Annotated in this window: 25 protein-coding genes and 1 other RNA gene; 4 read left to right on the forward strand and 22 right to left on the reverse strand. The window is 59.4% G+C overall.

Annotated features, from left to right (window positions below; genetic code table 11):
* The 4 genes from Q1K49_RS10895 to smpB form a co-directional block, all read right to left on the reverse strand.
* Nucleotides 1-264 (reverse strand): type I restriction-modification system subunit M N-terminal domain-containing protein (locus tag Q1K49_RS10895; RefSeq protein WP_300525942.1); only part of this gene is annotated, 264 nt, incomplete at its 3' end.
* Nucleotides 261-470 (reverse strand): helix-turn-helix domain-containing protein, encoded by a 210-nt coding sequence (locus Q1K49_RS10900; protein WP_300525943.1) that lies wholly within the window; start codon nt 468-470, stop codon nt 261-263. The genes Q1K49_RS10900 and Q1K49_RS10895, both read right to left, overlap by 4 nt.
* A 376-nt stretch (nt 471-846) precedes the next feature.
* Nucleotides 847-1,196, reverse strand: a transfer-messenger RNA (tmRNA) gene (gene ssrA / locus Q1K49_RS10905).
* A gap of 4 nt (nt 1,197-1,200) precedes the next feature.
* Entirely contained in the window at nt 1,201-1,662 is a 462-nt protein-coding gene (gene smpB, locus Q1K49_RS10910) for an SsrA-binding protein SmpB (protein WP_300525945.1), read from the reverse strand.
* A gap of 180 nt (nt 1,663-1,842) precedes the next feature.
* Between smpB and Q1K49_RS10915 the strand changes: the two genes are divergently transcribed.
* Nucleotides 1,843-2,595, forward strand: a complete 753-nt coding sequence (locus tag Q1K49_RS10915) for a hypothetical protein (RefSeq protein ID WP_300525947.1) — start codon at nt 1,843-1,845, stop codon at nt 2,593-2,595.
* On the opposite strand, the gene Q1K49_RS10920 is transcribed toward Q1K49_RS10915, so the two are convergent.
* Genes Q1K49_RS10920 through xseB form a run of 6 tightly spaced genes read right to left on the reverse strand, consistent with a single transcriptional unit; the run spans nt 2,549 to nt 9,096 of the window.
* On the reverse strand, nt 2,549-4,246 hold the full coding sequence (locus tag Q1K49_RS10920; protein ID WP_300525948.1) for a DNA recombination protein RecN: 1,698 nt from the start codon (nt 4,244-4,246) through the stop codon (nt 2,549-2,551). The two genes, Q1K49_RS10915 and Q1K49_RS10920, sit on opposite strands and share 47 nt — an antisense overlap.
* Before the next feature lie 3 nt (nt 4,247-4,249).
* Complete coding sequence (locus tag Q1K49_RS10925; protein ID WP_300525950.1) at nt 4,250-5,161, reverse strand: NAD(+)/NADH kinase; 912 nt, start codon at nt 5,159-5,161, stop codon at nt 4,250-4,252.
* A 22-nt stretch (nt 5,162-5,183) separates the two neighbouring features.
* A complete protein-coding gene (locus Q1K49_RS10930) occupies nt 5,184-6,104 on the reverse strand; it encodes a TlyA family RNA methyltransferase (protein WP_300525952.1) in 921 nt (306 codons plus the stop codon).
* Nucleotides 6,097-7,944 carry a 1-deoxy-D-xylulose-5-phosphate synthase gene (gene dxs, locus Q1K49_RS10935; protein ID WP_300525954.1) on the reverse strand — a complete coding sequence of 616 codons (1,848 nt, stop codon included), beginning with the start codon at nt 7,942-7,944 and terminating at the stop codon, nt 6,097-6,099. The genes Q1K49_RS10930 and dxs overlap by 8 nt, the downstream gene beginning before the upstream one ends.
* Nucleotides 7,945-7,957: 13 nt before the next feature.
* On the reverse strand, nt 7,958-8,860 hold the full coding sequence (locus Q1K49_RS10940) for a polyprenyl synthetase family protein (RefSeq protein ID WP_300525955.1): 903 nt from the start codon (nt 8,858-8,860) through the stop codon (nt 7,958-7,960).
* The gene (gene xseB / locus Q1K49_RS10945) at nt 8,857-9,096 is read right to left on the reverse strand and encodes an exodeoxyribonuclease VII small subunit (RefSeq protein ID WP_300525957.1); all 240 of its coding nucleotides are present in this window, start codon (nt 9,094-9,096) and stop codon (nt 8,857-8,859) included. Before xseB ends, Q1K49_RS10940 begins: the two co-directional genes overlap by 4 nt.
* Before the next feature lie 152 nt (nt 9,097-9,248).
* Between xseB and rpmB the strand changes: the two genes are divergently transcribed.
* Nucleotides 9,249-9,443, forward strand: coding sequence for a 50S ribosomal protein L28 (rpmB, locus tag Q1K49_RS10950; protein WP_213694097.1), 195 nt, complete (start codon nt 9,249-9,251; stop codon nt 9,441-9,443).
* Here rpmB and Q1K49_RS10955 read toward each other — a convergent pair.
* The 6 genes from Q1K49_RS10955 to mltG all read right to left on the reverse strand — a co-directional run bounded on the left by Q1K49_RS10955 (nt 9,440) and on the right by mltG (nt 16,976).
* Entirely contained in the window at nt 9,440-10,210 is a 771-nt protein-coding gene (locus Q1K49_RS10955) for a thiamine diphosphokinase (RefSeq protein ID WP_300525978.1), read from the reverse strand. The two genes, rpmB and Q1K49_RS10955, sit on opposite strands and share 4 nt — an antisense overlap.
* A 6-nt stretch (nt 10,211-10,216) precedes the next feature.
* Nucleotides 10,217-12,820, reverse strand: coding sequence for a DNA translocase FtsK (locus tag Q1K49_RS10960; RefSeq protein ID WP_300525959.1), 2,604 nt, complete (start codon nt 12,818-12,820; stop codon nt 10,217-10,219).
* Nucleotides 12,807-14,177, reverse strand: a complete 1,371-nt coding sequence (locus Q1K49_RS10965; protein WP_300525961.1) for a TldD/PmbA family protein — start codon at nt 14,175-14,177, stop codon at nt 12,807-12,809. The genes Q1K49_RS10960 and Q1K49_RS10965 overlap by 14 nt, the downstream gene beginning before the upstream one ends.
* Nucleotides 14,178-14,302: 125 nt before the next feature.
* Nucleotides 14,303-15,466 (reverse strand): GTPase, encoded by a 1,164-nt coding sequence (locus Q1K49_RS10970; RefSeq protein ID WP_300525963.1) that lies wholly within the window; start codon nt 15,464-15,466, stop codon nt 14,303-14,305.
* Between the two features lie 30 nt (nt 15,467-15,496).
* Complete coding sequence (locus Q1K49_RS10975; protein ID WP_300525964.1) at nt 15,497-15,835, reverse strand: DUF4911 domain-containing protein; 339 nt, start codon at nt 15,833-15,835, stop codon at nt 15,497-15,499.
* The gene (mltG, locus tag Q1K49_RS10980; RefSeq protein WP_300525966.1) at nt 15,822-16,976 is read right to left on the reverse strand and encodes an endolytic transglycosylase MltG; all 1,155 of its coding nucleotides are present in this window, start codon (nt 16,974-16,976) and stop codon (nt 15,822-15,824) included. Before mltG ends, Q1K49_RS10975 begins: the two co-directional genes overlap by 14 nt.
* Before the next feature lie 784 nt (nt 16,977-17,760).
* Between mltG and Q1K49_RS10985 the strand changes: the two genes are divergently transcribed.
* The gene (locus Q1K49_RS10985) at nt 17,761-19,239 is read left to right on the forward strand and encodes a sodium-dependent transporter (protein WP_300525967.1); all 1,479 of its coding nucleotides are present in this window, start codon (nt 17,761-17,763) and stop codon (nt 19,237-19,239) included.
* A 287-nt stretch (nt 19,240-19,526) separates the two neighbouring features.
* Nucleotides 19,527-20,267: an aspartate/glutamate racemase family protein gene (locus Q1K49_RS10990; RefSeq protein ID WP_300525969.1), complete on the forward strand. Its 741-nt coding sequence runs from the start codon at nt 19,527-19,529 to the stop codon at nt 20,265-20,267.
* A 100-nt stretch (nt 20,268-20,367) separates the two neighbouring features.
* Here the strand turns inward: Q1K49_RS10990 and Q1K49_RS10995 are convergent, their stop codons facing one another.
* The 6 genes from Q1K49_RS10995 to Q1K49_RS11020 form a co-directional block, all read right to left on the reverse strand.
* Nucleotides 20,368-21,375, reverse strand: a complete 1,008-nt coding sequence (locus tag Q1K49_RS10995; RefSeq protein ID WP_300525970.1) for a proline racemase family protein — start codon at nt 21,373-21,375, stop codon at nt 20,368-20,370.
* 30 nt (nt 21,376-21,405) lie between these two features.
* Complete coding sequence (gene dut / locus Q1K49_RS11000; RefSeq protein ID WP_300525980.1) at nt 21,406-21,840, reverse strand: dUTP diphosphatase; 435 nt, start codon at nt 21,838-21,840, stop codon at nt 21,406-21,408.
* A 224-nt stretch (nt 21,841-22,064) separates the two neighbouring features.
* Nucleotides 22,065-23,477 (reverse strand): argininosuccinate lyase, encoded by a 1,413-nt coding sequence (gene argH, locus Q1K49_RS11005; protein ID WP_300525972.1) that lies wholly within the window; start codon nt 23,475-23,477, stop codon nt 22,065-22,067.
* Nucleotides 23,478-23,496: 19 nt separating this feature from the next.
* A complete protein-coding gene (gene surE, locus Q1K49_RS11010) occupies nt 23,497-24,276 on the reverse strand; it encodes a 5'/3'-nucleotidase SurE (RefSeq protein ID WP_300525974.1) in 780 nt (259 codons plus the stop codon).
* A 13-nt stretch (nt 24,277-24,289) separates the two neighbouring features.
* A complete protein-coding gene (locus Q1K49_RS11015; RefSeq protein ID WP_213692316.1) occupies nt 24,290-24,913 on the reverse strand; it encodes a site-2 protease family protein in 624 nt (207 codons plus the stop codon).
* A gap of 81 nt (nt 24,914-24,994) precedes the next feature.
* Nucleotides 24,995-26,545 (reverse strand): CBS domain-containing protein (locus Q1K49_RS11020; RefSeq protein ID WP_300525977.1); only part of this gene is annotated, 1,551 nt, incomplete at its 5' end.

The following is a 26,545-nucleotide window of genomic DNA, read 5'->3' on the forward strand; positions in this document are numbered from 1 at the left end:
GTGGCAGCCCTCCGGAACCTGGAACCGGTGGTTCTCGGGGAACTGGGCAAATTCTACGTCGCCGTCGGACTCTTCCAGTGCCACGGCATACTCCTCGTCATAAACGTCGGAGAGCCGCTTGAAGAACAGCAGCGGAAAGAGGTAGGTCTTGAAATCGGCCGCGTCGACAGGCCCACGCAGGATATTGGCCGCCTCCCAGAGATGCCCGGAGAGGGTCCCGATATCCAGATCGACTGAATTATTATTTCCGTTCTTCCTGCTCATTCAGCTTGATCCTGTCTGCTCTTGTCCGCCGCGCCGCCAGCCTCGACCCAAGCATCGACCTGTTCTTTTTTGAACTTCCAAAGACGGCCCATGCGATGGGCGGGCATCGCATGCTTGTCAATCCAGCGATACACGATATCACTGCTGACCCTGACGTATTTGCATATCTCGACCACTGGTAACCAGCAGTCCTCAAGCTCAGCCATTTCTCTAGCTCCTCATGGGCGATTGGGTTAATAGCCACGCCAGAGGCGAAAAAAGGATACGGCACAGCTTCCCCAACCTAAAATATCCTCTAATGTTAATATATTTAGGCACGGGCCGATTGTCAAACGCTTTCGTCCGGATAAGACCGCAAAAGTCGGCTCACGGGCGTAACCACTGGCCATTGGCGCGGAGTTTTTCAGAGATTCCCTATCAGGGACCAAACAGAGAAAAAAGCTGGGAGATGGGGGAATCGATGGTGCGGAGAGGTGCTTAGGAAAGATGTGAAACGGGCGCAAACCCTTTAGAAACAAGGGGAACACGAAAACCCGTCACCCCGGAGAATGACCCCAGAGAGACGGGTTTGTCTTTTCTAAATGGTGGAGGCGCGGGGAATCGAACCCCGGTCCGACAGGGGCCAGCCATGGTGGCGGCTACAGGCTTATCCTTCGTTTTAATGTCGAGCCGTCTCTCCCGAAGGCGGGATAGCCGACTCCAAGTCTCCTGATCTTAGCCGGAAAGACGGAAACGGGCTTCCCGGAGCAACCGCTGTTTGTGACGTTCCTCTTCCTCCCAGCGGTGCGAAAGAAGGAAACGTGGCTACACCTTAAGCAGCCAGTGCGAAGTTATCGTTGGCAATTATTGTTTTTGCCGCAGTTTAGCGAGGTCACGGCACCTCGGCCTGCTCCTCCAGACCCTCCAACCTGCCGTCGAAACCGTACGCCCCCTTTCTCACTCTTCCCGATTCCGGCGAACAGCCCTGGCCATATCCCGATTCGCATCCCGCTCGGCGACGGCATCACGCTTGTCGTGCGCTTGTTTTCCCTTCGCGAGGGCGATTTCGATCTTGGCCCATCGGGACTCTTTAATATACATGCGCAGGGGGATAAGAGTCAATCCCTTTTCCTGTACCTTGCTCGCGAGACGTCGGATCTCCTGGCGTGTCATGAGCAGTTTTCTCCGCCGAAGAGGTTCGTGGTTGTAGTGCGTCCCCTGTTCGTAGGGAGAAATGTGCACGTTCACAAGCCAAAGCTCCCCCCCGTCTATACGGACATACCCTTCCCTCAGGTTCGCCTTGCCGGCCCGCACGGATTTTATCTCCGTTCCTGTGAGAACGATCCCTGCTTCGAACGTTTCGAGAATGTGAAAATCGAACCTAGCCTTCCGGTTCTGTGCGACCACGGTGTATTCCATCGTTTTCTCCCCTTTGGGCAAGTATATCTCGCACGGACATGCTTCGTCAATATTCGTCAAATTTTTGTCGTCTCTCCGAAAGAGGAGGGAATCATCCCCAGTGATCCGGAAATGCCGGATCACACCTGTTGACCGTACCACGGTGCGGGGAGTATGGTCTTTTCCGAGGAGGTGGTAGACATGCAGGGTCTGGTGATTCTCGCGGGTCCCTCCTGTGTAGGGAAGGGCCCGCTGATTACGGCGTTCAAAACGTTCCATCCGCGTCTTGCGGCGGAACTGGAACCCCTTGTCCTCTACAACAGCCGTTCACCCCGTCCGGGTGAACGCAACGGCGTAGATTATCATTTCCGCTCACGGGAAACGATTGAGCACATGGGCGAAAGACAGGGCTTCCACGTCTTCGAGGTTCGAGGGGATCTCCAGGGCCTCGACGCGGCGGAACTCAAGGCGACACTCCGAACAAAACGCCTTCTCTTCGAGGGCAACCCTTTCGTTGGCGAGCAGCTCCTCAGTCTGGCCACGGAAGAGGGGATTTCCGTGACGTGTGCCTTTCTGTCACCCTTTTGCCTTGAGGAGATTCGTTTCCTGGGCAGCCCGGAGAGCGGCGTGAACCTGCAGAAATTCGTCACGGACGTCATGAGAAGGAAACTTCTCCGGCGCATGCAACGGCAGAAGGGAATTCTCTCTCTTCCCGACCTTGAAGAGGTGGAGCGCCGAGCAGGAAGCGCGCTGAAAGAGATCTGTCTCGCCCCGCGTTTCGGCAACGTCATCCCGAACCACGACGGAGAGGACAGTGAACACTGGAACGCCTTCCCCTATCCACTGGGGGATGCCCGAAAAGCATTGGCGGCCTTTACGGCTATCCTGAAGGGTGAGGCATCCCCGTTTATTGAGCACTGGGACGAAACGCTGCCGTTTCCGCTCCATTCGTAGTGCCGTTTCCCTCGAGAAGTCGCCGCGCATGGGCGCATGCCTCGGGGGAATCGGCGTCTCCCGAGAGCATTCGGGCGATCTCACGCACCCGGATCTCACCCTCCACTTCGTTCACAAACGTCTGATCTCCCTCCCGGGTGACCACGAAGTGTTGGGTGGCCAGGGCGGCGATCGTCGCCTCATGGGTGATCAGAAGGACCTGGCATTTTTCGGAGAGGTCCTTGAGCTTGTATCCGGCAAGCAGCGCCGCCCTTCCGCCGAGGCCCGCTTCCACCTCGTCGAAGACAAGCGCAGAGGGAAGGCGCTCCTGGGGAAGGGAAAGCTGAAGGGCCAGCAAGAGGCGGCTCAACTCGCCGCCGGAGGCGACCTTGTTCACCGGTCCCGCCTCGGCACCTCCCACCGCCAGGGCGAAGGCGACTTCTTCCGCGCCACTGGAGCGCACCTTATCCAGAAAATGAAGCCGAACGGAAAAGGTCGTTCCCTCCATGGCAAGTTCATCGAGAACCGCGTTGATCCGTTTTTCCAGGTCAGACGCGGCCGCACTACGAAGGCGGCGTAATTGCATTGCAAGGCGTCCCGCATCACGGCGAAGCTGCTCCTGTTTTTTACGAAGCTGTTCAAGCTCTTCCCGGCTGGATTCGAGCCAGGCCAGATCGCCCTTTGCCGCGGCACAACGATCCAGCAACTCCTCTGCGGTAGCGACCCGGAACTGGCGCTTGAGTTTCCGGAGCGCTCCGATCCGACTCTCCAGAACATCCGCCTCGTGCTCCAATTCCTCCGGAGTACGCTCCCCAAGGGCGTTCCGAAGCGCCGCACCGAGAGACTGCAGGCGCTCCAGTGCTTCATTGCCCGAGGCCAGGACAGAAAGGTCCTCCCGCTCTTCGGTCAATTCCGGAAGTTCCCGAAAGAGATCTTCCAGCTTTGCCAGAATTCCCGCGTCGGAAGCGTTCCCCCAGAGCACCTCCACTGCCGTCTGAAGTCGCACCGCTCTCTTGAGTTTTTCTCCGAGAGATATCAGTTCCCCGTTCCACTGCTCTTCTGCATCCGGCACGATTCCGAGGCGCCCTACCTGGCGGGTCAGTTCCTCAAGATTTTCGTATCGCTCCTCCAGTTCGGCTCTGCGCTGTCGGATGAGCGCAATTTCCCGTTCCCCGTCCAGCGCCTCCGCGATGGTTCGCCCCAGTGCTCGGCGAATCTCCAGAATTTCCTGCCCGCCGAAGACATCCAGCATTTCCATCTGTTGTCCCGAATCGAGAAGATTCAGGTGGGCGAACTGGCTTTGAATTTCGACGGTGCCTTCGAGGGATCGGGCGAGAAGATGCAGCGGTACCGGGTTCCCCTGGATGTAGCTCTTTCCCCGCCCGCTACGGGAGAGTACGCGACGGACCACGAGTGTTCCTTCCTGGGGACGACATTCCTCGGGCAATCCCTCGATCCGGTCCATGGCGAGAAGAGCCTGTACCTCCGCTTCCTCCTTGCCCACCCGAATGATGGAGGTCTGGGCTCTCTTCCCCGAGACGAATTCCAGCGCCCGTACGAGACTGCTCTTCCCCGCACCGCTCTCGCCGGTGATGGCGATGAATCCGGATCGGAACCGCAGCACCGCCGAGGCGATTCCACCCACATGGCGCACGTGGAGCTCCTCCAGCATGATTCAGAATCCCTCCGTCCCCGAAGGACCATCCATGGCGCTTCTCCCCCATTGGAACTTCTCCTGGAGGAGGGCGTAATAATCTCTGTGAGGAAGGGAAATGGTGGAAATCGTCTTGTCTTTCGAGAGCGAGACGTCGACTCTGTCTCCGGGAAGGATCTCGTATCCGAGCTGTCCGTCCTGAGTGAGCATGAGTTCCCGGTGTTCGCCCAGGGCCACGAAGGAAGCCGTGTCGTGCTCGCCCAGCACAAGAGGGCGCGCGTACAGCGTATGCGCGCAGATGGGGACAAGGAGCATGCACGGCACGTGGGGAGGAACGATGGGGCCTCCCGCGGAAAGCGCATAGGCCGTGGACCCCGTCGGAGTAGAGATGATCATTCCGTCCGAGGGGAAGGTGTTGAGGTGTCGCCCTCCCACGAAAATCTGCAGATAGATGAGCCTTGCGAACGCACCCTTGGTGATGACCAGATCGTTCAGCGCATAAAGAACATGGACGGGAGCGCCCCGTGAGGCATCTCCACCACTTCCGCGCCACACCTTTCCTTCAATGAGACGGCGATGTTGCACCTCGTGTTCTCCCCGGAGAATCGCGGACACATCCGCCTCGGCAGTCTCCGGATTCCCAATCGCAAGAAACCCGAGTTTTCCCGCATTGATGCCGAAAAGGGGAATGTCGCAGCCCAACACGTAGCGAACGGCTCTCAAAAACGTACCGTCTCCGCCGATCACGACGGCGAAATCGACGCTGTCCCGCCATTCCTGATCGGAGACGCCGGGAATACCGAGAAGCGAGGCCTCGTAAGGAGGCGCGAGAAAGTTGACTTCCTCACGCTGCCCCCAGAGAATCAACCGCTGTGCAATAACGAGTGCCGTTTTCTTCTGGGTGTTCACCATGAGCCCCACACGTCTGTTCATGTCACCGTTTCCACCTTTCGGATCATCCTGGAGGAGTCGTCGAACCCTTTGCCCTTCCACACTGCGTTTCGGAAGAATCTTCCGTACGGGCATGCCCTTCTCGGACAACCCGGGCAAGATCCGCGTCGTCCGGCGGACGGGCTGGTTCGGAGAAGGAGAGATGTGCGAGAAATTCGATGTTGCCCTGGGGCCCCCGCAGGGGTGAAAAATCCACCCCGTGCAGAAAAAGCCGCAGCGATGTATGAACAAAGTCCCGAAACTCCAGGAGAACCGCCTCGTGAACACGAGGATCCCGTACGACACCCTTTTTCCCGATGCGCTCTCTTCCTGCTTCGAACTGAGGCTTCACGAGAACAACCATCTCGCCCGAGGGAGAGAGCAGGTTCTCGAGAGGCGGCAGCAACAGACGCAGCGAAATGAAGGACGCGTCGGAAACGATGAGATCCATGGTCTCGGAAAACTGTTCCGGCAAAAGATGGCGTGCGTTGGTCCTCTCCATGACGACCACACGGGGATCGTTGCGGAGGCGCCAGGCGAGCTGCCCGTACCCCACATCCACCGCATAGATTTTCTCCGCCCCTCGTTCCAGGAGTACGTCCGAAAATCCTCCCGTGGAGGCGCCCACATCCATGCAAACCTTCTTCTCCGGAGAAACACCGAAGGTATCCAGTCCTCTGAGCAATTTATAGGCTCCCCGACTGGCCCATCGGCGTTCCTCGCAGCGAAGCTCTATCTTTCTTCCCGGATCCACGAGCGTCGCCGCCTTGGTGGCGACCAGCCCATCCACGAAAATTCTTCCTTCATCGATGAGACTCTGGGCCAGGCTCCGCGTGGCGACCACACCGTTCTTCACGAGAACGAGATCGAGGCGCATCCTGGACGGTGCAGCAAGATGCCGCACTTGCGAAAACGTGAGATCTTCCCCCTCGTCCCGATCAGCCATAAAAGAGCCCCAGCACGTTCTCCGCCGTGAGACCGCAGTACTGTCGCTGCTCCTTCGGTGTCCCCTGAGGAATGTACGCATCGGGAACGCCGAGACGTCGCACCTTCGCCCCGTTTTCGAGCCTTCCAGCCAGCTCCGCCACGGCCTCGCCGATGCCTCCCGCCAGAGATCCTTCTTCCGCCACCACGGCCAGACGGTGCCGCGCAAGCACGTCCTGAAGCAGGGCTTCGTCCAGAGGTTTGAGAAAGCGCAGATCCACCACGGTGGGCATCGGAATGTTCCGTTCTTCCGCAAGAGCGCGGGCCTCAAGGAGAAGCGGAATGGTGCTCCCGAACCCGAGACAGGCCCACTCGGTTCCCTCGAAGAGAATCTCCGCGTGCCCCCAGGGGGCACAGGCGGAACTCGCGGGAGTCCGACAGATCTCGGCGGGCGCACACCCCCGGGGATAGCGCACGACAAGAGGCCCTTTGTTCCGGTGCGCCCAAGAGAACAGAAACTCCAAATCCCTGCGGTCCCGCGGCGCCGCGAGAGTCAGCCCGGGAACGGCCCTGCACCAGGCGACATCAAGTACACCGTGATGCGTTTCGCCGTCCTCTCCGACCAGGCCCGCCCTATCCAGGGCAAAGAGTACGGAATATCCCTGCATGGCCGTATCGTGCACCAACTGGTCCATGGCGCGCTGGAGAAAGGTCGAATAGATGAAGACCAGGGGGCGCAGACCTCCCGCAGCCATTCCCGCAGCGAAGGTCACCATGTGCTCCTCCGCAATTCCGACATCGAAGAAGCGCTCGGGAAATCGCTTGGCGAAAGAAGCCAGTTTCGTCCCTTCCATCATGGCGGCGGTGAGGCAGACCACGCCCGGATCCGATTCGGCCATCGCCTCCGCCACCTCCGCGGCGGCGGCGCTCCAGCTCGTCTCTCCCCTGCTTCCTCCCGCAGCGGAGGGGGAAATCCCATGAAATCGGGCCGGGTCCTTTTCCGCCGCAGGATATCCCTTTCCCTTCTTCGTGATCACATGGAGCAGGAGTGGTTTTTCATAAAGTTTCGCGAGGCGGAGAATGTCTTCAAGCTCCTCCGGATCATGTCCGTCAAAGGGGCCCCAATAAGAGAGCCCCAGATCCTCGAAGAAATTCGAGGGCTGAAGAATGGTCTTCACCTGGGATTTGACTCTGCCGAGCACACTTTCGAGGCTCTCTCCCTTCGGGAGCATACGGCACTGCTCCTTCACCATTTCCTTCAGTTTCAGATAGGCGGGATGGACGGAGAGACGTGCCAGATGCTCCGCGAGTCCGCCCACGCGCCGATTGATGGACATCTCGTTGTCGTTGAGGATGAAGAGCACCCTCGTGTCGGCCTCGCGGGCGCAGTTGAGCGCCTCCATGGCCATACCGTTCAGAAGCGAGCCGTCGCCGATCACCGCGACGACATAATGGTCCTGCCCCAACAGGTCTCTCGCCTTTGCGTACCCCAGCGCCGCGGAAAGGGATGTACTGCTGTGTCCGACATCGAAATGATCGAACACACTTTCGGAGCGTTTAGGATACCCCGAAACGCCATCCCAGGTCCGGAGGGTGGAAAAACGCTCCCTGCGACAGGTGAGAATCTTGTATGCATAGGCCTGGTGCCCCACATCGAAGAGCAGCTTGTCCTTCGAAAAATCGAACGCCCGTAAAAGCGCCACGACAAGTTCCACCGCCCCGAGCGACGAGGCCAAATGTCCTCCGTTGCGAAGAACCGTCTCGGTGATGAGAGCGCGGATCTCCTCGCACAGATCCGGAAGAGCGGACGAACGGAGTCTCCGCACGTCCGCCGGGCCGGAAATACTCTCCAGAATGGACATCGTCGTCTCCATATCACCTGGACCGGTGTTCAAGGTAGGCTGCAAGATCCCGAAGCAATGTCGCTCCCGCGACGGCTTCGATGGCTGCCTGCGCTTCCCGGGTCGCATCGAGAGCACATTTTTTCGCACCGTCCAACCCGAAGGTACTCACGAAGGTCGTCTTACCCTGCGCCGCATCCTTGCCCGGGGTCTTTCCCAGCTCCTCCACGGGAGCCGTGGCGTCCAGAATGTCATCCACAATCTGGAAGGCCAGTCCCAAATTCGCCCCATAGTCGGAGAGCCGCTGCAATGTCGTCTCCTCCGCACCGGCGAGGAGCGCCCCGGTAAGCAAAGAAGCCCGAATGAGCGTTGCCGTTTTCTGCTCCGCAATCTCCCTGACGAATCCGGCAGTATCTTTTCTGCTCGCGGGATCGGAATCGAGAACCTGCCCTCCGCAGATTCCCCTGGGACCGACAGCGTCCGCGAAGACACCGAGAGCGCGAACAATGCGCGGAGCAGGCACACCGCAAAGGGGCAGATGTTCAGCAGGATAGGCGAAAGCCCACGCGAGAAGTGCGTCGCCCGCCAGAAGGGCGAGCCCTTCGCCGAAAACGACGTGGTTTGTCGGCCTTCCGCGGCGAAGGGTATCATCATCCATGCAGGGAAGGTCGTCGTGGATGAGTGACGCGGTGTGCACCATCTCGAACGCCAGCGCCATGGGGAGAAGACGTTCCCTCGCCTCCCCGAAGAGCTCTCCCGCGGCAAGACAAAGAGCTGGACGCAACCGTTTTCCTCCCGCCAGAAGAGAATAGCGCATGGCCTCCCAAAGGCGTTCGGGCACGTCCTCCGGAGGGGTGGAACAAAGCTCCTCCAACGCAGAATCCACGTATTCCCTTGTTTCAGAAAGAAAACTTCTCACCGTGTCGAAGGATGTCATGCGTCTTCTTCCTCCTCAAGTGGATCCCAGGGGACACCCAGATCCTCTCCTTCTCGTTCATCTTCGGAAGCGAGAAGGGTCACTTTCTGACGAGCTTCGCCGAGAAAACGCTCGCAGCGACGGACAACGGCCACGCCCTCTTCGAACAGCGCAAGCGCCTCCTCCAGAGGCAACTGCTCCTTCTCAAGCCGAACCGTCACGTCCTGCAACCGCTCCATATCTTCGGTAAAGGACATCGTTCGTCCCTCCTTTCAAAGCTCCATTATCACCGACCCGGTGCGACTCGACAACAAGATTTTGCTCGGCGTTCAAGATCTCATTGCACGGAAGGCCTTCCTGTGCTAGAATCCCTCTGTTTGTTCGGTGCAAGGATCAAGGAGGGGTTGTCATGGCGAAGGTATGTCAGTGTTGCGGGCGAGGACCGACCACGGGCAACAACGTCAGTCACTCGAATCGCCATACGAGACGGCGTTGGCTCGTCAATCTCCAGAGCGTGAAGGTTGACGTGGGATTCGGCGAATCGCAGAAGTTGCGTATCTGCACCAAATGTCTCCGTTCCGGTAGAGTGAAGCGGGCCGTTTAGCACGGCCCGCTTTTCTCTTTCTTCATCTCCTTTTCCGGGTCGGTGGCGAACCAGGAAACGTGAACACCCAGCGTCCCTCGTCCGACCCGGATTTCACAGGTTTCTCCGTCCAGAGCGCGGTTGCTGATCGCATAGGGAACGGCGCTCTTGAGACGGACATTCGCCAAAGGCCAGCGAACGCGGGAAATGCTCACCTCCGAGCACTCCGGAGTCAAAGGAAGAAGGGACACCGCCCCGGGAGGAACGCGGAAGCGCAGGTCCGCTTCAGCGGGTGCCTTCAAAAACACGCAGATCTCCCGCTCGTCCGCAAAGGCCGCGACATCTACGTGCTGCCGTTCGGCCCACAGAACGGAAAACCAGGCACTCCAGGCATGATCGAACCGGCCTCCCCAAATCCCCGTCACAAGAACACGAACGTCACCGCCAAAACGATGTCGCGCTTCGAGAAAGGCGAGCTGGAGATCCGTCCACTCTTTCTCCGAAGGATGCATGCACAGAGGAACGTCGCGTTTTCGTAATTCCTCCAGCACCGCCTCGCTGCAACTGTCCGCATCTCCCACATATCTTTCCGGCACGACACCCGCCTCGAAGCAGGCCATGGCACCGCGATCGACGCTCCACACACGACATGCTCCGGCAAGACGGTACAACCAGTCCGGTTCGGGGAAGCGCCCTCCCGCAACGAGGAGGAGCGTCTCTTTCGACACCGTGTCCCTTTGTCCCTTGTAGTCCACGGACATCTGGGGAAAGTGCAATGCGCTCTCCATGGGCACCTAGATTCCTTCCCCGTAAAGCGCTCCGTTCCGCTCCCCCTTCGAAGAGAGAGAGGCGAGAATCTCCTCCGCCCGGTCCTCGTCCACAAGAATCTCCCGGGGTCTCGCTCCGTCCGGAGGGCCCACGATACCCATCTGCTCCATCGTGTCCACCAACCGGGAAGCGCGCGTGAACCCGACCCGGAGCTGGCGCTGCAGGCGACTCGCCGAGGCGATGCCTGTTTCCAGAACAATACGGACCGATTCCTCCAGCAGGGGATCGTCCGCGGAGAGTGTCCCCTCTCCGAAGCCGGAGTCTTCCTGAGCAGTAATGTCCACGTAGGCGGGTTCTCCGAAAAGCGCGACTAGATATTCCACGTACTGGGCGATATATTTCTCCTCGATCCACGTGGCCTGACAGCGCAGGGGTTTGGGAAAACGGGAGGTGAGCAGCAGCATGTCTCCCTTTCCGAGAAGCCGCTCCGCGCCACTCACGTCGAGAATCGTCCTCGAATCCGCTTGGGTCGGCAGTGTGAAGGCCACTCGAGCAGGAATGTTCGCCTTGATGAGTCCCGTGATGACGTTCACCGACGGACGCTGCGTGGCCAGAATGAGGTGAATTCCCGTGGCCCTCGCCTTCTGCGCCAGGCGGCAGATGTAATCCTCCACATCCTTCGGTGCGGTCATCATGAGATCCGCCAGCTCATCTACCACGATGACCACATGCGGAAGCCGGTCCTTGGGAAGGGTCTTGGCATTGTACGCCTTGAGATGCCGCACCCTGGCCCGGGCAAACACTTCGTACCGGCGCTCCATCTCCCGGATCGCCCAGGCAAGGGCATGCACTGCCTTTTTGGAGTCCACGACGGGAGGCGTGAGGATATGGGGAATCCTCTCGTACAACGTCATCTCCACCCGTTTCGGGTCGACGAGAATGAGGCGCAGCTCCTCCGGGCGTCGGAGAAAGGTGAGTCCGATGAGACAGCTCGAGATGAAAACGCTCTTTCCGGAACCGGTGGTTCCCGCCACGAGAAGGTGGGGCATGTCCTCAAGGGACATCACCATGGGGCGGCCATCGACACTCACACCCACGGGGAGTGGAAGATCCGCCCTGGTGTTTCGGAAAAGCTCTTCCTCCAGCAGCGAACGAAGCAGAACCGTGACTCGTTCCGGATTGGGAATTTCCACCCCGACGTAAGGTTTTCCCGGAATGGGAGCCTCCACGCGGAGACTCGGTACGGCGAGCCCGACAGCGAGGTCGTTCGCGAGCCCCGCCACTCGGCTTACCTTGATGCCCGGAGCGAGCTGAAGGCGAAACTGGATCACCGTAGGCCCCACCACGGTCTCCGCCAGTGCCGCCTCGACTCCGAACTCTCCGAGAGTGCGGATGATACGCTCTCCCTGAGAGGCAATCTGCTCCTCCGTGATCTCCCGGAGAGGTTCCTCCCGGGGACCCAGCACCTCCAGGGGAGCCGGAAACGTTCTTCCGTCCTTCTCTCCGGGGAGGACGAAATCGTCCTCCCCGTCAGTGCAGGAGTGTTCTTCCTCAATCGCCAGAAGCTGTTCGAGAGGATCGGTGGCGAGCGGCGTTTCCTCAGAAACAAATTCGTGACGTCCCGTTTCGCAGGGTTTGCTTTCCTCCGCTGTCGGCGGCCGATGCCGTTCGGCCCCTTCCACCTCGAAGCCGGAATCGTTCCGTTCCTCCTCGACCCGTTGCAGAGGCGCCGATACCGTTCGGGCCGCGTTACAAGGCCTTCGAAGCACCGATCCATTCTCTTCCCCGGCGGGCTCTTCGGAATCGTCAGCGGCGAATCCTCCAGAGAGGACAAGACAAGGCGCCTCCCCACCGGAGCCGTTTTCACGGGACAGGAACGCCGGCGAAGACGTCCCGGCCTCTTCGGACAGGGCGGAAACACCCTGTTCCGGGACCTTGTCCCCGTCCGGCGAAAGAGAGAACTCTTCAGGGGATGGGAGAGCAACTTCGGGAACGGGAAGCTCACTCTTTTTCCGAAGAGTGACCAGAGAAAAAACGGCCTTGAGGCGGAGCAGGATCCCCCCGAGCTTTTCCGGGTCGAAACAGCCGTACAGGATGAGCGAGGAAAGCAAAAGTCCCAGTCCGACGAGCACCGTTCCGGCGGGACCGAGGTTGGTCACGAGAAATTCCGCAAGGGTCTCGCCGACGATTCCTGGCGCGAACTGGCGCAGGGAGATCCGAAAACCAAGCAGACGCTGCAAGCCCAGCAACATGGCGACAGCAGCGTAAAGTACCGCCGTCCCCCCGAACTGGCGGAAGGGTTTCGGCACGGGGCGCTCCACGAGCGATGCTCCAGCTAGGTAGATCCCGAAAAAAAGGAGGAAGACGCTGCCTCCGCCGAGGCTGGAGAGAAGGAACGCCGCGCAGTTCCGCCCCCACACTCCCGTCCACGGCGTGAGGATCGTCGCGAGAAGATAGAGAAACGACAGAAGCGCAAGAAGGGAAAAGGTCATTCCGAGAAAGGGCGGAAGGATATCCCCGGAACGCTTCGCGCTCCTTTTGCGGACCACGCCGCCTCCGCCGCCCTCGGGAGCGAGAGGCGACAGTGCCGGTTCTTCTCCATTCGCTTTCCCGTTCTTAGTCCGCGCCATGATCGACGTCGCTGCCTCCCACCGTGATTTCCCTGAGAAGAAGCGTGGGCTGTCCGTCCGTCACGGGAACACCCTGTCCACCCTTTCCACAGGTTCCCGGAAGAAAGAAAAGGTCATTCCCTACCGCGAGAATATCCTGCAGCACCTGAGGACCGTTTCCCGTGAGGACGGCCCCACGGACAGGCTTGCCCACGCGCCCTTTTTCGATGAGATATCCCTCCGTCACGTGAAAGACAAAGTCTCCAGAGGTAGGGTTCACTTCGCCTCCTCCGAGTTTCTTCACAAAGAGGCCCCGTTCCGCCTGAGCAACGATATCCTCGGGGGAACTCTTTCCCGGAAGAATGTAGGTGTTGCTCATACGCGGCTGCGGCAGATGCCGATAGGATTCCCTCCTTCCGTTTCCGGAAAGGGGCAGGTCCCCGGCAAGGGCCGATTCGACATCCGTGAGATATCCTTTGAGCACACCTTCTTCGATGAGGACTGTCCGCGCCGCAGGAGTGCCTTCGTCGTCCACGGAGAAACTCCCGTAGGCCCCGCCCCCCAGAGTGGCGTCGTCCACGAGGGTCACACCGCAGGAGGCCACGCTTTCCCCGATCCGCCCCCGGTAGACGGAATAATCCTTCTGGACGATGTCCGCCTCCAGACCGTGCCCCACCGCTTCGTGCACCATGGTTCCCCCCGCTTCTCCGGAGAGCACCACCGGCATGGGACCGGCGGGACACGGCATGGCATCGAGCATGAGAAGCGCCCGAAGCGCCGCTGTCCTCGCAACGGAAAGAGGGTCGAAAGTTCTGAGGAACTCCTCCAGGGAAAGCTGCTCCGCCCGCACCTCGTATCCGGTCTGAAGGACATTCCCTTTCGAGGCGACGACCTGCGCGGAGAAAGTACAGTACTGTCGAGAGTCCTCGGCGACATTACCCAGGCCGTTCGCGAGAAAGATGCGCTGCCGGGTGGTACGGAAACGGAATGCCACCTGAGAGATCGCCGACGACATGGACCGGATCTCCCGATCCACCTGATGGACAAACTCCCACGAGGGGGGATCGAAGGGTTCGACGGGTTCCATCAAAAACGCGGCGGAGGGTTCCCGACGGACGGAAACGCCATGGGCTGCCGCGATGTCCGCGTAACACCCCCAAGCGACGTTCGCCCCGATGCCCGGTGCGTGGGAGATGATGGAATGACTCCCCTGGAGGGAGCGCACGCTTGTTCCCTGGGAGACGAAGGACGACGTCTGTTCGATCTTCCCGTCGTCGTAACTCATGCCGTGTCCGGCTCCCGACTGAACATAGAGGTCGACGTACACATCCCCGCGACGTCCCAAAGCGACGAGCTCTTCTCTCAATCGGTCTCTCATCTATGGCGTACTCCTTTCCGCAACGAGGCGGCTTTCTTCATCGGCACGAGCGAACCGCGCTTCTTCATCATTTCACTTTTCTCTGTCCATATTTTGCTTGTTCACACACTCTTCGGGTCCCCTGTTCAGCGCCGCTTCCGCGGGAAACGGTGCCCTGCCTTTCGAAGATCCACAAGCCAGGAGCGAACCAGGGGCGCGCAGCCCTCCGGAGCCACAACTTCGAGTTCCGCCTCTCCGGTCTGCACCGACACCCACCCGAGCGCGGGGAAAACCAAATCCTCTCCCTCGGCGACACGGATAGAAAACCCCGGCTCCTTCATGTCCGCCTTCAGAGCATCCCAACAGGCACGACAGGGAAAACGGAAAAGATCGCCACTGTGCCTGTCGAGAAGCTCCCGTTCCTTTCCCGCTTTCGTCCTGTGTAGAGGAATATCCTCGGGGACAAAGGCGTTCATCTTCACCCATCCACGACTCCCGCAATCGAGAACGCGAATCCATCCCAAGCCGCCGAACATGTAGCTCATTCCCGGGTGCAGTTCGAAACCCTTGGCGAAAAGCCTCTTCCGTGGAACCGCCGCGACGAGGCATTGGGGACAGAGCTGCGCCAAAAAGGGATTGGACAGCTTGAATCCGGGATAGTCGAGCAGCGTGAGCCCCCAGGGAGTGCGAAGCGTGACCTCTCCGAGCGTCGTCCCGGGGAGACGGGAAACCGAAAGCCTTCGGTCCTCCGAAAGAATCGACAGGAGCGTGCTCTTGCCCGCGTTGGTCGCCCCCAGAGCCAGAACGGCCTTTTCACCGGGAAACGTTCTCTGAAGTAACTCCCGTAAAGGCTTGGCGCAATGTCCATCCCTCGCGGAGAGCGCGATGGTCAATCCCGGATGCAGGCCGAACCGTCGGACAAAATGAGCTTCGATCTGCGCGGGGGTCATCCAACGGAGAAGGAGATCCGCTTTGTTGAGCACGGTCAGGACGGGTTTTTCGTTTCCCGCCACGTCAAGAACCCTCGGCAACGTTTCCGGATCGGAAACGTCACAGACGATGAGAAAGCCGTCCACCCTGGCCGAAGCGCTCTTCAGGGCACGGAACAGCGACTCGTCTCCCAAGGGAGCCTTGCTGAGAATTCCGTAGTGAATCAGCCCGAAACAACGCCGACATACCACCTTTTCGCCTTCCTCCACTGCCGGGGGAACATAGCCGGGTTGGTCCTCCTTCTCGCTCTGAAAGGGAACGCCACATCCGGGGCAGCGTTTGCCCTCCAGGTTCGAGTGTTTCTCGCTCCAATCCGCCATTCCACCATTCCTCCTGCGTCGTCGCATTCTTCAGAAAAACTCCGAATCCTCTTCCTTTTCTCGTTCTCCGAGGAAGTACCGCCGCGTTCCTCGTGAAGAAGAGGCCCCGCGACGTTCCGTCACTTCGAGAGGAATCCCCTCCTTCCGGAGAGCTTCCAGAAGAGCGAGAACTTCCCCCTCCTGCTCGATGGGACAAAAAAGGGAGACAGTCCCCTGGAGAGCATCATCGGTACGGACAAAGCCAATCCCTTCGTAGGCATCCACGGTCCAGCTCAGGGAAAATATCCATTCCCGGGGAAGGCGGATGCTGATGCGGACCATGTCCGGAAACTCGGAAAACGCCGGACGGTCCACATCAGCGGTTTTCATTGCGGATTTTCCTCTGGGCATCCAGGTGTTCTTTGTAGCTCCGGGAAAAGACATGCCCTCCCTTGTTGTCCGCCACGAAGTAGAGCAGATCGTGCTCCTCGGGGTGCAATGCGGCAGACCAGGAATTTTGGGAGGGAACACAAATCGGTCCGGGCGGAAGACCAGGATGGAGATAGGTGTTGAAAGGCGATTCGACTTTGAGATCCTCGTAGGTCAGCGTCCGAAGGATACGCCCTTTGAGTTTCCATGCGTAGACGACCGTCGCGCAGGACTGAAGGGGCATTTTCCGCTCCAGTCGATTCCGAAACACTCCTGCCGCGATGGGGCGTTCCTCCTCTTTGCGGATCTCCTTCTCGATGATGGAGGCGAGGGTTGCCAGAGAACGCATTTCGGCCGCGCTCTTTTCCGCCACGTCAGAAGCAAAAGCCCGCCACCACAGAGAAGAGGCCTGGCGCACCAGAGAAGCGGTCAGCGAAGGCGACGGAGGAAGCACAAAGGTTTCGGGCAGAAGAAAGGCGAACCGCTCCGAGGGGTTTTCCGGCAACATCTTCCGCAGCGGTTCGGGGAAATGCGTTTCATCTGCGAGCGCGACCAGAAGATCCGCCGAGGTAACGATGAACCCCGGAGAACGGGAGTCCGTCACCGGCACCGTGTACATCTCACCGGACTCTCCGACGTGGGTATCCCGGCTCGTGGAAAAATGTCTTTCCGAGAGATCGGAAGAAGAGACATCCTCCCAGAAGGAGGCGACGGCAGCACCGAGAGAGTGCGCAAAGGCGTCCACGTCGCTTCCCGGAACAAGAACGACGCTGAAGACACGGGGTTCCACGTTCACAAGCTGTTTCGCCACCTCCCAGGGGCTTCCCGGACGCAGGAAATACACCCCGGGCTTCAAAGAACGATCGATACCGAAGGTCGTCAACCACCGAGACAGGGCCTGCGCCTCGCTCGTAATTCCCTCCCGAACAAAATGCCGCGCAGCATCCCGGGCGTTCATGCCCGGTTCGACCATGACGAAAACCGAAGGCCCATGCCCGATTTTCAACCGCTCCTGCCACCAGGAAACGGGCAGGGCAAGGAGAGTCAGGTAAGCCACGGCGGTCACTAAAAACAACAACAACGTGAGTGATCTGCCCCGCATACGTCTCCGCCTTCCTCACTTTTCCTCGTCCGCACGAGATTCCGGCTTTTCGAAGACGCCTGTCGCACGAAGAATTCATGCTCCGTCGTGACATATCCTCATCGCTCATCGCCGGTTCTCAGAAATCGCTTCGGCAATGAGCGCCCGCCCGCTGGGGAAACCCTGCCAAAGGCCCGTCACGTCCGACACCGGTTCATTATACCCCGTAACAGACCACCACGCACGACACGCCCTTTCTCGGCAGGAAACGGAAGCGTGTGTGGCGCGGTTCTTTTTCTTCACTCCTTCTTGAAGATTTTACGAGGAAGCGGTGATGACAAATTATTCTTTTGCAGAAAATCAGCCTTTCTTTGTACAGAAAAAGATAAAAAACCAAAATGTGCTCTCTTTTTCTTCTGAATTTTTCATAAAAACAACACGAGGAAACCTCGGGCTCGGATGCATTTCGGACTAGTCCTTATTTTTAGACTTTTCAAAAACCATCCGAAGCTCTCGCGCCAACACATTCTTCAGAAAAGAATACTAGACAAGCGTCGAAGCATCCCCTAAGATAGGCCCATTCGTGCAACTTCTGTACCCTGTGGGCTGCGTACAGGCATTTTCGTACAGTTCGGTCCCGGGCGAAAAAGGAGGGATGCTCATCGCAAAAGACCATTCGACCCCGCTCACCGGAAAAACTCCATAGGTCGTACCGTTCCTGAACATCGGCTTGCTTGTCGAAATGGCACCACTCATCCCGAAACCCTTAAGAAGAGAAATCGAAATTAAGGAGGGAGACCTGTTCATGGCGGAGAACACGGAGTTGAAAGGCACTGGACAGTTTTCGAAATGGGGTTTCCTGTTTGCAGCAATGGGTATGGCCATCGGCACGGGAAACATCTGGCGTTTCCCCCGGGTCGTCGCCGCCAACGGCGGTGGCGCATTCATCCTCGTTCTTTTCTTCGCATTGTTCCTCTGGGCAATTCCTCTGATCTGCATGGAAGGCGTTCTCGGTAAGACCAGCCGTATGGGCTGCATCGGTGCTTTCAAGGAACTGGTGGGGCGCAAGTACACTTGGATGGGCTGGTTCTTCGGTCTCTGCTGTTTTCTCATCACCTGTTACTACGGCGTCGTCCTCGGTTGGTGTATCCGCTACTTACTCTTCGCCTTCCAAGGTGTCCTCGTTGCCGGAGTGGACACGGAAGCACTCTGGACAAACTTTCTCGGTAACGCGGATCAGGGGATGTACTTCTACTGGGCAGCCATCGCCATGTGCGCCTTCGTGGTAGGGCTGGGCGTCCAGAACGGCATCGAAAAAGGAAACAAAATCTTCATCCCCGGTATCTTTGTCCTCCTCGCCTTTCTCGCCATCCGAGCAGCCATGCTCCCCGGCGCCACAGAAGGACTGAAGTTCCTCTTCCACATCAACACCGCGGATCTACTGAAGCCCAAGGTATGGCTCGAGGCCTTCACCCAGGCGGCCTGGTCCACCGGTGCAGGATGGGGACTCTTCCTCACCTACTTCGTGTACACGAAGAAGGACGAAGACATTCTCCTCAACGCCTGCACGACCTGCTTCGCCGACACCTCCGCGGCGCTTCTGGCGGGCATGGCGGTCATTCCCACCGTCTTCGCCCTCGCGCCGGATCCCAGCGCAGCTTTGGCAAGCGGCAACAACGGCCTGGCCTTCATCAACCTCACCCGCCTTTTCGCCAACCTGCCGGGAGGAACGATCATGGCCGTCGCCTTCTTCGGCGCCCTCATCCTGGCAGCGCTGTCCTCGGAAATCGCCATGATCGAGTTGGGGGTCCGTATGCTCCAGGACATGGGCAAATCCCGCAAATCCGCCCTGTTCATCGTTACCTTCGTCGTGCTGGCGATCGGAACCTTCGCCGCCCGGGACAACGTCGTCTTCGAAAACATGGACTGGACCTGGGGCGTGGGCCTGCTCCTCTCCGGACTGCTCGCATCCCTTGCTGCCATGATCGTCGGCGTGGACAAGATCTGGGACGAGTACATCTCCCCCGTCTCGGACATCCAGGCCAAGTGGATGTGGTCCCTCATCCGCCTCTTCCCTTTGTGGTTCGTTCTCATCTTCGGCTGGTGGGTGCAGCAGTCCCTCTCCTGGTATCCCGGCGAGTGGTGGAAGATCTTCCCCATCGCCAAGTACAACTACGCGCCGGCACCCATGTTCCTCCAGTGGGCCATTCTCATCGGTCTGGGCTTCGCCCTGAACAACTGGCTGGCCGACAACATGAAGCACAAGTTCGAGCCCAAGGTGTAAAGGAGGCGACGACATGTGGGTCTTCAACATGTTTCTTGCGCTGGCAATAAGCTTCGGAGCCTTCGCCCTCTGCATAAGCATTGCGATGAAAGCCGAGGAACGCAAGGCGGCCCTGCGGCGGAAATCCTAGTCGCTCCGGATCGAATCTGAGATTTTATTCTTCTATCGCTGCGGCGCCGCCGGTTCCGGGGCGCCGCAGCGGCTTTTCCGGTTTTTTTTCTTCAGACACAACGACGGCGTGACCGAGCGTGCCGGAGACAGCAAATTTCTGAAGGGAGAACAGAACCATGACGGTGTACCGGATCAAGAGCAAAAGCAGATCCTGGGACGGAGAACCCATCGGCATTCTCATCCTCGACGCAGCCTATCCCTGCGTTCCGGGAAACGTGGGAAACGCGACGACCTTTCCCTTTCCCGTGCGCTACAAGGAAGTGCGTGGCGCCTCCATCACGCGCCTTCTGAACGAGCGAGACCCCGCGCTCCTCGCCCCCTTCATCGACGGAGCGAAGGAATTGGAGGCGGAAGGCGTACGGGCCATCACAGGTGCCTGCGGTTTCATGGCACTCTTCCAACCACAGGTGGCGGCGGCGGTGAATGTGCCGGTCTTCCTCTCCAGCATGCTTCAGGTCCCGTTCATCGCGAGAACATTGCGGCCGGACCGGCAGGTGGGCATCATCACCGCCAACGCGGCATGCCTCACGGAAGAACATTTCACGAACGTGGGCATTTCTCCGGAGATCTCCAAAGTCGTCTACGGCATGGAGGAGCAGGATGAATTCCGGACCTCCGTGCTGGAGGAAAAGGGAACGCTCGATTCGGCACTGGTGGAGAAGGAGGTCGTGAGTGTCGCGGAACGGATGGTACGGGAATGTCCCAGGGTCGGGGCGATCCTCCTGGAATGCAGCGATCTTCCCCCCTACGCTGCAGCGGTTCATGACGCCACGGGACTGCCCGTCTTCGATTTCATCACCATGATCCGCCATGTGCATTCCGCACTGGTTCCGACGCGTTACAACGGCCACATGTAACAGCCCGGCACCAAGGCACACCAAAAAGGCGAGGCGGGGGTTCCGACCGGAACCCCCGCCTCGCCTTTTGTGTGCACGAGCCCCCTCGGAAAACCGAACCCTATTTGGGGAGCAGGAAGCCGTTGCCCACTTCGTCCTCTTTCTGGCGGAGGAGGAAATTCATCCCCGTCACGAAGGAGCGCCCGCGTAGGGTGGGCACCACCGAGGAAAAACCGGCCACATCGGGACCGGATTCACAGGACCCCAGAAAAACGCTCCCCGTGACGCTCTTGTGGAGAAATTCCTCGCCGGGACGGAGCTTCCCCTTCGCCGCAAGAAGCGCCATTTTCGCACAGGTTCCCGTACCGCAGGGAGAGCGGTCCACCGAGCCGGAGGCGAAGACCACGCAGTTCCGGGTCATTTCGCCGCTTCTTTCGAGGCTGAATTCCGTGAGTTCCACCTTGTGGATGTGCGTCTCCACGGGATGTCGCACCTCCATCTTCCGGTTCACCGCATCCCGGATCTCGAGCCCAAGGGGAATCATCTTCGGCACCTCCCCGGGAACGATCTCGAAATCGAACTGGTCGGCGGGAACGATGGCAAAAAAGTTCCCCCCGAAGGAAATATCGAGGTGAATGGGTTTGGGCCAGGAGGGAACCGTCACTTCCACGTCCCTTGCGAAGACGAAAGCCGGAACGTTTTTCAGCGTCACGTCCCCTACCACGCCGTCCGTGACAGCCACGCGCAATGCCACGAGACCCGCAGGCGTATCCAGGACGACCTCCGTGAAGGGTTCCTGCTTGGGGATCATTCCCAGATCGACAAGAGTCCTTCCGAGGCCGATGGAGCCGTGGCCACACATGCTGATGCTGCCGCTCGAATCCATGAAGATCACGCCGTAGTGAGCGGCCTCCGAGCAGGGGGGAACCAGGAGAGCGCCGAACATGTCCCCGTGCCCGCGTGGCTCGCACATGACCATGACACGGAAGTCATCGTGATGTGTGACAAAGTCGATCCATTTCTCTCCCATGGTCTTACCCCGTAGCAGAGGAGCCCCTCCTATGATGAGCCGGGTGGGCTCGCCCCCGGTGTGCGTGTCGATGACTGCCGCAGCTCGTGTGATCTCCATTTGCCCCATCTCCTCCCGTCCCGACTTCCGTCAGCGCCCCGTACTGCCGAATCCGCCGCTACCGCGCGCGCTGCTCTCCAATACGTCCGTTTCCTCCCAGACAATCCGGACGACGGGGGTGATCACCAGTTGGGCGATGCGATCCCCCTTCTCCACCGTAAAGGGGTCCCTGGAGTGATTCACGAGAAGCACACGAACCTCTCCGCGATAATCCGCATCGATGGTTCCCGGTGCATTGAGCACGGTCACGCCATGTTTGAGCGCCAGACCGCTTCTCGGACGCACCTGTCCCTCGAAGCCCTCGGGAATTTCCACGGAAAGGCCCGTTCCGACCGACGCCCACTCTCCCGGCAACAAAAGGGCCTCCTCGGCGGCACGGAGGTCCATTCCCGAGGAAAAAGGCGTCGCATACGTCGGAAGGGGCAATGCAGCCGCCTTCTCGTCCCGAAGAACACGGAGAACCATGTCGGGCGCTCCATTGTTCCGGTCTTCCGCTGCGAGTTTTTCCTGGATCTTGTCCTTTTTGGACCTCTTCGAGGACGTCGTGCCCAAGATCACCACTCCTTTTCCTCGGCGTCAAGAACGAAACACTGCTGTCATGCGACACTGACGATAGATTGTAACACGACACGCTTCCCCAGTCTCTTTTCCAGGAACGGGGGAACATTCTCTACACGTTTCCTTCTTCCCTATTTTCCGGAAAGGATCTCCTTTTTCCCTCGAAACGTTTCTCGCAATCCGTTCAAAGCATTCATTCCCTGCTCCTGCTGCCACCGCACCTGCTCCGGCGACGTTCCACCGAGGGTTTTTCTTCGCTTCACCGATGTCTCCGGGACAAGCAACCCCGGAAGATCCGCCTCCGCCTCGGGGAGCAGACGACGCCACTCGTCGGGGGAGAGCCCGGTGAGCGCACGTTTCTCCTCAACACACCATCGTACGAGCCGTCCTACCTTCTCGTGGGCCTCCCGAAAGGGAATTCCCCTGCCCACCAGATACTCCGCCACGTCCGTCGCGAAGATGAAACCGTCGGAAAAACCCCGCCGGGCCTTTTCGGCAGAGACCCCCACCCGGGCGAGCAGATTCGGAAGTACCGAGAGAATCTGGAAATACGCCTCGAAGGAAGCCCAAAGCCCCCGCTTGTCCTCCTGGAGATCCCGGTTGTACGTCAGGGGAAGTCCCTTCACGCTCACCATCAAATCGGTCATGTGTCCCACAAACTGTCCCGCCCTTCCCCGAAGGAGTTCCAGCACGTCGGGGTTTTTTTTCTGGGGCATGATGCTGGATCCCGTACAGAAGGCATCGGGAAGTTCGATCCATCCGAATTCGGTACTGCTGTAGATGATGAGGTCCTCTGCAAGCCGGCTCGCATGCAGCCCGAAGGAGACGAAGAAATAGTGCACATCCAGAAGGTAATCTCTCTGTGCCACGGAATCCATACTGTTTTCCGTGATTCTGGAAAAGCCCAGGTCCCTCGCCGTGAACTCCCTGTCCAGGGGAAGCGTGGAACCCGCGAGCGCACCGGCCCCCAGAGGACAGACGTCACAGGAGTGATAGGCCGCGAGAAGCCGCTCCGCATCCCGCAGAAAAGCCCAGAAATACGCCATCCAGTACTGTCCCATGGAGATCGGTTGCGCCTGCTGCAGGTGGGTATAGCCGGGAACCACCACGTCACAGTGTTCCCCGGCTTTTTGCTGGAGCGTTTCGAGAAGGATTTCAAGGTGCCCCCACGCATCGAGCAGGGCCTCCCGGAGAAAAAGACGCATCGTGGTCGCCACCTGGTCGTTTCTGCTTCGCCCCGCGTGAAGTTTCGCACCGAGGGAACCGCACCGCTCGATGAGAGCGGCCTCGATGTTCATGTGCACATCTTCGAGGCTCTCCTTCGGAACGAGAATGCCCGCGTCGATGTCTCTTCCGATGGCGAAGAGGTGTTCCTCCAACGTTCGCGCTTCCTCCGACGTGAGGAGTCCGATATGGGCAAGCATCCGGACGTGGGCGACGCTCCCCCGAATGTCCGCGGCAGCGAGCCGCCAGTCCACATCGAGAGATTGGGTGAAGCGGCGAACTGCTTCATGTGTTTCCTCGGTGAAACGACCTTTCCACATGACGATCACATGTCCCCTTTCAGAGCGTGACGGAGGTAAAGGTATCCCTGAGATGTTCCAGGGTCGGAAAGTGCGTCATGTCCATGTGAACCGGCGTGACCGAGACGGCGCCGTGTGCCACCGCCCAGACGTCCGTTCCTTCGACAAGCTCGTCCTCGGGCCTTCCTGCAATCCAGAAATACGTGAGCCCCCGTGGATCCCGAAGCCTATTCACCTTGTCCACATAAATCCGAACACCTTTCCTCGTGGGAAGAATCCCCCGGATCTCCTCAAGAGGGATGTTCGGAACGTTCACGTTCAGAAGAACACCCTTCGGAAGCGACGTTCCGGGAAAACGATCCAAAAGGCGTAACACCACCTCCGCCGCCGTCTCGTAATGCTGTTCCGCGTCGTCCGGCGCGATGGCGAGAGAGACCGCCAGGGAAGGACGGCCGAGGACGACGCCTTCCATAGCGGCCGAGACCGTTCCGGAGTAGGTGAGGTCGTCTCCGAGATTCGGTCCGCGATTGATCCCCGAAAGAACGAGATCCGTCTCCGGAGCCACCTCTTCGAGGGCGAGGACGACGCAGTCCGACGGCGTCCCGTCGCAGGCATACACATCCTGCCCCGCTTCGTAGGGCCCCGAGGCGATCCTCCAGAGGCGGAGCGGGCGGGTGAGCGTGATGGAATGTCCCACGCTGCTCCGCTCCCGGTCCGGTGCGACCACGAGAAGGTCGTGCCCTGCATGGGCAATGCCTTTCGCCATGGCGGCGATCCCCGGAGCAAAAACACCGTCGTCGTTGGTCAGAAGAATTTTCATGGTCCACCGCTCCTCAGAAAGGAAGCCACGAGGGCAGCACCATTCTCGCGAGGAGGCGCACGAAGGGCCTCATGATCAGAGGAATGACGTTCAGCAGCACCAAGGCCATGAGCACGAACATCCCATACCGTTCGAGCCAGAAAAAGCCCCGGAGAAAACGCGGCGGAAGGAGCACGTACAGGATTTTCGATCCGTCGAGAGGCGGTATGGGAATGAGATTGAATACCGCGAGCCCCAGGTTGATGTACACCATGAGGAGCATAAACGTGAAAAGCGGCACGTTTGCAGCGAAAAGGCGAGGAAAGAGATGCAGCAGAAGCCCCACCACCGCGGCGGAGAGAATGTTCCCTGCGGGGCCTGCAAGGGAAACGAAGACCATGTCCCGGGCGGGGTTTCGGAAATAACGGGGATCCACGGGAACCGGCTTCGCCCACCCGAATCGAAAGAGCAGCAACATGAGCGCGCCGATGGGGTCGAGATGTGCCAGGGGGTTGAGCGTGAGCCTTCCCATGCGCGCCGCAGTGGGATCGCCGAAGGAATACGCCGCGTAGCCGTGGCAGAATTCGTGAAACGTGATGGCCCAGAGCACGGCGGGAACGCTCAACAACAAATCACTCAGATTGGGCAGGGAAAACATGTATCGTCCGTCCTTTCTCTTTTCCTCTTCTGCTATCCGATCCCGAACAGCGTCTCTCTCATTTCAATGTCGAGAAATCTCTTACCTCGAAACACGCTCCACTTTCCCGAGGGGATGCTGCGTGAGCACCCAGCGAATCTCCTCCTCCCGCGTCTCGACGTCTCCCTCAAGACGCGCACGAAGAAGTCCTTCGAGAATGTCTCCGATATGAGGACCGCTCCGGTGCCCGAGATCCAGAAGATCCCTTCCTGTGAGCATCGGACGCACGCGGCAAAGCCGCGTGAGATACAGAAGGATTCGCCTCCGGACACGCCACCGCTCCGTGGCGACGGCCCAAGAGAGCGCCGTGGCGTTCGGAACATCCCGGAGAAACGCGACGATCTCCGAGGGGGACTTCTCTGCCCGTCCTCCAAGCTCGTGTTCCGCCGCGCCACGCTCAAAAAGCGCCCGTTCCACGATCATCCGTTCTCTGGGGGCAAGATGCAGCCTGTCCGGCACTGTCCTTCGGACTTTTTCCGGCGAGTCCTCAAGAAGCCCCGCAAGAGAGGCAAGCCACAAGTCGTCGCCAAAATCAGGAAGATCCCGACGGATACGGTGGAAGAGTGCCCCGATCCGACGGAGACAACGGGCAGCTCCCGTCCCGAAGAGAAGACCGGGGAAAAGCATCTCCCAGACCCCCAGTTCACCGAGACGGCGAGCCGTCGGATAAGGATATTCCTCTCTGAAGATCTCCTCAAGTTCCGTGCGAAGGCGAACCCCGGAGAGCAGGGTGATCAGACCGCCCTTGACACAGTTCTGGAGAAGCCTCAGGCTGTTTTCCTCCAGGCGAAACCGGAGACGCTGCTCAAGACGGATCCCACGAAACACCCTCGTGGGATCCTCCACGAAACTCAGATTGTGCAATACCCGCAGGACCTTGCGCTGCAGATCCCTTCGACCTCCGAAATAGTCCAGAAGCGTACCCCAGTCGTCCTCGTTGATGGAGACCGCCATGGCGTTCACGGCGTAATCTCTGCGGTAGAGATCGTGTTTCAGGGAGTCGCTCGATACCCTGGGCTGCGCCACGGGATATTCATAGAACTCCCTCCTCGCCGTGGCGACATCGACACGTCTGTTCTCCGGAAACACGATGGTACCCGTGCGAAAACGGGCGTGCACGGCCACACGACATCCGTCGTTCCGCCAGCTCTGGAGGAAGGGCACCGCATCTCCTTCCACCACGACATCGATGTCCAGAGTCCGGCGGTGCAGCAGAAGGTCTCTCACGAAACCTCCCGCCACGTACGCTCTCATGCCCATCTTTCCCGCCCGACTCCCGAGCCTTCTGAGGATGGGGACCACCCATCCGGGCAAGCGGCGCTCCAAAAGATCCGAAACGTCCTCCTGCCAGGGACGCTCTTCCTCTCCCGCATGTTCCCGTCCTCCGAGCGACACGGGATAGAGGGCCCGCAACATGTCCGTCCTCGTCACGATGCCCACGAGCTCGCCCTTCCGGACGACGGGCAATCTGCCGATATTGTGGAGCACCATCTTTCGGTGCGCTTCCTCCACGGAGGCCTCGGGAGACACCGTGACAATTCCCTCGGTCATGAATTCCCGCACCGCCACGCTACCCAATCCGTGAAGCCGGGC

This window comes from Aminiphilus sp. (assembly GCF_029975095.1).
In the GTDB taxonomy this organism is placed as follows: Bacteria; Synergistota; Synergistia; order Synergistales; family Aminiphilaceae; genus Aminiphilus.

Bases quoted from the DNA above. Each gene is read 5' to 3' on its own strand.
- Q1K49_RS10900 (WP_300525943.1), bottom strand. From the start codon at position 470: ATGGCTGAGCTTGAGGACTGCTGGTTACCAGTGGTCGAGATATGCAAA.
- smpB (WP_300525945.1), bottom strand. From the start codon at position 1,662: ATGGAATACACCGTGGTCGCACAGAACCGGAAGGCTAGGTTCGATTTT.
- Q1K49_RS10915 (WP_300525947.1), top strand. From the start codon at position 1,843: ATGCAGGGTCTGGTGATTCTCGCGGGTCCCTCCTGTGTAGGGAAGGGC.
- Q1K49_RS10920 (WP_300525948.1), bottom strand. From the start codon at position 4,246: ATGCTGGAGGAGCTCCACGTGCGCCATGTGGGTGGAATCGCCTCGGCG.
- Q1K49_RS10925 (WP_300525950.1), bottom strand. From the start codon at position 5,161: ATGAACAGACGTGTGGGGCTCATGGTGAACACCCAGAAGAAAACGGCA.
- Q1K49_RS10930 (WP_300525952.1), bottom strand. From the start codon at position 6,104: ATGGCTGATCGGGACGAGGGGGAAGATCTCACGTTTTCGCAAGTGCGG.
- dxs (WP_300525954.1), bottom strand. From the start codon at position 7,944: ATGTCCATTCTGGAGAGTATTTCCGGCCCGGCGGACGTGCGGAGACTC.
- Q1K49_RS10940 (WP_300525955.1), bottom strand. From the start codon at position 8,860: ATGACATCCTTCGACACGGTGAGAAGTTTTCTTTCTGAAACAAGGGAA.
- xseB (WP_300525957.1), bottom strand. From the start codon at position 9,096: ATGTCCTTTACCGAAGATATGGAGCGGTTGCAGGACGTGACGGTTCGG.
- rpmB (WP_213694097.1), top strand. From the start codon at position 9,249: ATGGCGAAGGTATGTCAGTGTTGCGGGCGAGGACCGACCACGGGCAAC.
- Q1K49_RS10955 (WP_300525978.1), bottom strand. From the start codon at position 10,210: ATGGAGAGCGCATTGCACTTTCCCCAGATGTCCGTGGACTACAAGGGA.
- Q1K49_RS10960 (WP_300525959.1), bottom strand. From the start codon at position 12,820: ATGGCGCGGACTAAGAACGGGAAAGCGAATGGAGAAGAACCGGCACTG.
- Q1K49_RS10965 (WP_300525961.1), bottom strand. From the start codon at position 14,177: ATGAGAGACCGATTGAGAGAAGAGCTCGTCGCTTTGGGACGTCGCGGG.
- Q1K49_RS10970 (WP_300525963.1), bottom strand. From the start codon at position 15,466: ATGGCGGATTGGAGCGAGAAACACTCGAACCTGGAGGGCAAACGCTGC.
- Q1K49_RS10975 (WP_300525964.1), bottom strand. From the start codon at position 15,835: ATGAAAACCGCTGATGTGGACCGTCCGGCGTTTTCCGAGTTTCCGGAC.
- mltG (WP_300525966.1), bottom strand. From the start codon at position 16,976: ATGCGGGGCAGATCACTCACGTTGTTGTTGTTTTTAGTGACCGCCGTG.
- Q1K49_RS10985 (WP_300525967.1), top strand. From the start codon at position 17,761: ATGGCGGAGAACACGGAGTTGAAAGGCACTGGACAGTTTTCGAAATGG.
- Q1K49_RS10990 (WP_300525969.1), top strand. From the start codon at position 19,527: ATGACGGTGTACCGGATCAAGAGCAAAAGCAGATCCTGGGACGGAGAA.
- Q1K49_RS10995 (WP_300525970.1), bottom strand. From the start codon at position 21,375: ATGGAGATCACACGAGCTGCGGCAGTCATCGACACGCACACCGGGGGC.
- dut (WP_300525980.1), bottom strand. From the start codon at position 21,840: ATGGTTCTCCGTGTTCTTCGGGACGAGAAGGCGGCTGCATTGCCCCTT.
- argH (WP_300525972.1), bottom strand. From the start codon at position 23,477: ATGTGGAAAGGTCGTTTCACCGAGGAAACACATGAAGCAGTTCGCCGC.
- surE (WP_300525974.1), bottom strand. From the start codon at position 24,276: ATGAAAATTCTTCTGACCAACGACGACGGTGTTTTTGCTCCGGGGATC.
- Q1K49_RS11015 (WP_213692316.1), bottom strand. From the start codon at position 24,913: ATGTTTTCCCTGCCCAATCTGAGTGATTTGTTGTTGAGCGTTCCCGCC.